Source organism: Pandoraea sp. LA3 (genome assembly GCF_022696215.1).
Taxonomy (GTDB): domain Bacteria; phylum Pseudomonadota; class Gammaproteobacteria; order Burkholderiales; family Burkholderiaceae; genus Pandoraea; species Pandoraea capi.
In genome coordinates this window covers 1-3,361 of sequence record NZ_PTPY01000009.1, presented here as the reverse complement: position 1 = coordinate 3,361, position 3,361 = coordinate 1, and the positions used below count along the sequence as shown (strand labels likewise).

Annotated in this window: 3 protein-coding genes and 1 tRNA gene; 1 reads left to right on the top strand and 3 read right to left on the bottom strand. The window is 58.4% G+C overall.

All coding sequences use genetic code 11. The features are described from left to right. Positions 1 to 148 precede the first annotated feature (148 nt). From C5N93_RS00190 to C5N93_RS00180, 3 genes are all read right to left on the bottom strand, one after another. A tRNA-Leu gene (locus tag C5N93_RS00190) sits at positions 149 to 233 on the bottom strand. A 140-nt stretch (positions 234 to 373) separates the two neighbouring features. After that, positions 374 to 1,288 carry a LysR family transcriptional regulator gene (locus tag C5N93_RS00185; RefSeq protein WP_242557838.1) on the bottom strand — a complete coding sequence of 305 codons (915 nt, stop codon included), beginning with the start codon at positions 1,286 to 1,288 and terminating at the stop codon, positions 374 to 376. Between the two features lie 265 nt (positions 1,289 to 1,553). Next, positions 1,554 to 2,162: a short chain dehydrogenase gene (locus C5N93_RS00180; protein WP_242557837.1), complete on the bottom strand. Its 609-nt coding sequence runs from the start codon at positions 2,160 to 2,162 to the stop codon at positions 1,554 to 1,556. A 105-nt stretch (positions 2,163 to 2,267) separates the two neighbouring features. On the opposite strand from C5N93_RS00180, the gene C5N93_RS00175 reads away from it, so the two are divergent. Next, positions 2,268 to 3,146 carry a LysR family transcriptional regulator gene (locus C5N93_RS00175; RefSeq protein ID WP_242557836.1) on the top strand — a complete coding sequence of 293 codons (879 nt, stop codon included), beginning with the start codon at positions 2,268 to 2,270 and terminating at the stop codon, positions 3,144 to 3,146. Positions 3,147 to 3,361: the final 215 nt, after the last annotated feature.

Genomic DNA, 3,361 nt, shown 5'->3' with positions numbered 1-3,361 from the left:
GAGAGGACTCGGTCACGTTCCGCGACCCCGGCATCGCTTGCAAGCGATGCCTTTCGAGTCCCCACGCAATGTGCACTGGCACATTGCTTTCTGGGCAGATATGAAAAAAGCCGATGATCTTTCGATCATCGGCTTTTTTGTATTTTTTTGGTGCCCAGAAGAGGACTCGAACCTCCACGGTGTTACCCGCTAGTACCTGAAACTAGTGCGTCTACCAATTCCGCCATCTGGGCCCCGTCAGCTCGCTGTGTTGCTTGCTCGCTGCGAAGAAGTGAGATTATGCCGAGGGTGGCCGGGGCTGTCAACATGGAGGGGCAAAAAAATTCAAAAAACTTTCACACACCCCCTCATCCCACCCGCAGTCACCCCAAAATCACGCCGCCCGACCCATATGCTCCGATCTAATCATGTCGATCAAATGGCGCAACCCCGGCAACGTCTGTCGCCGACTCGGGTAATACATCGACAACGGCGGACCATCCACCGCCCATTCCGTCAACACCGCCTCCAACGTGCCATTGGCCAGTTCCTCCGCCACGTTGCGCTCCAATACATACCCAAGCCCCAATCCACCGACAGCCGCCGCAATCACGCCATCGCTTTCATTGATGCTCAACGCGCCAGGCACGTCCAGCTCGACCGCCGTCGAACCATTGCCCAACTCCCATTTGTACAGCGTGTTGTCACCCAAACGCATCCGGATGCAGTTGTGCGACATCAAATCCTGCGGCACTTTGGGGCGACCGTGCCGCGCAATGTACGCCGGCGATGCCACCACGATCCATTTGAGCGCCGGGGTGAGCGGCGTCGCAATCATGTCGCCCGGCACCGTGTCGCCATAACGCATGCCCGCGTCGAACCCCTCGGCCACGATGTCGAGCATCCGGTCGTCGACGGTCACGTCCAGCTCAATGTCGGGATACGACGCCACGAAACGCGGCAGGATAGGGTCGAGCAACAAACGCGCCGCATCGCGCGGAACGTTCAGACGCAATCGCCCGGCAGGCGACGCACGGTAACGGTCCAGCGCCCCAATCGCAGATGCAATCTGCTCAAGGCCCTGTTCCAATTCCTTCGCCAGGGCCGATCCCGCCGCCGTCGGCGACACAGAACGACTCGTGCGATTGAGAAGCTTGACCCCCAGACGCGCCTCGAGATTGCGCATCGCGTGACTGAGAGCCGAGGTCGTCACGCCCAGCTCTGTGGCGGCCTCCCGGAAACTCTGCCGGCGGCAGATAGTGACAAAAACGTTCAAATCGGCAAGCTCGCCGCGAGTGAAGGCAGGCATGTATTTCCCAACAAGTATCAAGCAACTAAAACCAAAAACACCCGACAAGCTCAACGAATTAAGCGCCCGTTGAACAATATTCAATTTTTTATGAGGTAAATTTTACAGATTTCCTTTTGTTTCTGAAGCGCGGGCGCGCGCGACGTGACGGAAACGCTACACATTCTCAGTTAGCGACCGGCGTCGGGGCGGCGCGCACCGGGGCAACGAAAAAAGCGACTCACCAGGAGTCGCCTTGATTTCTTGTCACTTCAGAGAGGGGCGGTCACGCATCCACGACAATGACCTGACCCGTGATGAAGCTCTCGACGCATCGCTCGAACGCTTTGCCAACCAGCGCACCGGGCACCGGCTGATACCCCGGCATCATGTCGCCGTAAACATCCCACGCTTCTTCAATGACGGTCGGATTGACGGCGTTGATGCGGATGCCCCGTGGCAATTCGTAGGCCACGCATTTGACGAAAGTGTCGATGGCGCCGCTGGTCGTGGCATCTGCAATGCCCTGGGGCATCGGCTTCATGTCGAGAATGCCTGATATCAACGTAAACGATCCGCCGTCTTCGATGTGATTCAGCCCCACTTTGACGATGTTCATCTGACCGACCAGTTTGCTTTGGATGGTCGCTTGCCATTGTGCGTCGGTCATCGAAACGAACGGGGCATACTCGCAATGCCCCGCTGCGCTGACCACGGCGTCGAACTTGCCGACGCTCTCGAACAACGCGTTCAGCGACGACGCATCGGTGATGTCCACGCGATGATCGCAACCGTCGCCAGAGCGACTCGCCGTGATCACACGATGCCTGCCAAGCCCCTTCATCGCTGCTTGCCCGATCTTTCCATTGGCACCGATCACGATGACAGTTTTCATGCTGCTTACCTCGCTTTATAGAATTTGAAGACGAGGCGTCATCTTAGAAATCGCACCGCGCACGTGTAAATCAGACGCCGGTTGTATCCGACACAAGGACTCGTTGTGGACAGTATCGATCTCAAACATATGCGCATTTTTGTGCGACTCGTTCGCGAGGGCAGTGCTTCGAAAGTCGCACTGGAAACCGGGATGTCGCAGCAGGCGATCAGCGCGTATCTCAAGCGGCTTCGTCATGCATTGCCGCAGGAGATATTTCTCCGGCATAGCAATGGGTTACAGCCGACAGACTTTGCGCAGGAGATCGCCCGGCGGTTCGAACGGATTCTGGATGAGGTGGACGGAGTGCTGTTGCCCGAGGTGTTCGATCCGAAAACGGTGAGCCGATGTGTTGGCATCGTCGCCAATGAGTACGCACAACTCGCGATCCTGCCGAAGTTCGCCGCGCGGCTTCGTGATGAAGCGCCCGGTATCCGAATCCGAGTGCTGGATTTCCATGCGGCGACGCACGCGGAGCAACTCGCGAAGGGGGAGGCCGAGGTAGTGATCGGATTCTCGGCCGCGTTTGATGACGCGCTGCCGCGCACTTCGCTGCGCGAGGAGCGCTATTGCTGTGTCGTCGGAGGCGCGTCCCAGGTTGCCGGGCGTATTTGCAATGCGGCCGACGTGGGGCGGCTACCGCGCGTCGATTTTGTCGACAGCGCCAGCTACTCGCGTGATTCGGTATCTCAGTTTCTTCTGGAAAACGGCGCGCTGTCTCCGCCCGTGGCAACGCTCGCCTGTTATACGTCGTTGAGCGCGTTTCTGGAGTTCAATGACGTCGTATCATTCGTGCCGGAAGCCGTTGCGGAGGCTTGTCTGCTTACGCAGATCGATCGGGTTAAGGTGCCGCAAACGTTTACCGTGGCGGTGGGATGGCATCGGAGGACAGCAGGGAATGCGCTTGGGACGTGGCTGGGGGAGGTGTTGATGGGGGTGTTCTAACACCGGCGATTTAAAACCGGCGATGCGGCTTGGTGTCGGTTGTCCTGTTTTTAAAACCGGTGATGCGGCTGGGGATCGGTGGTCCCACTTATGCCCGTACGGCGCCTGCGGCACCGAGAGGACTCGGTCACGTTCCGCGACCCCGGCATCGCTTGCAAGCGATGCCTTTCGAGTCCCCACGCAATGTGCACTGGCACATTGCTTTCTGGGCAGAT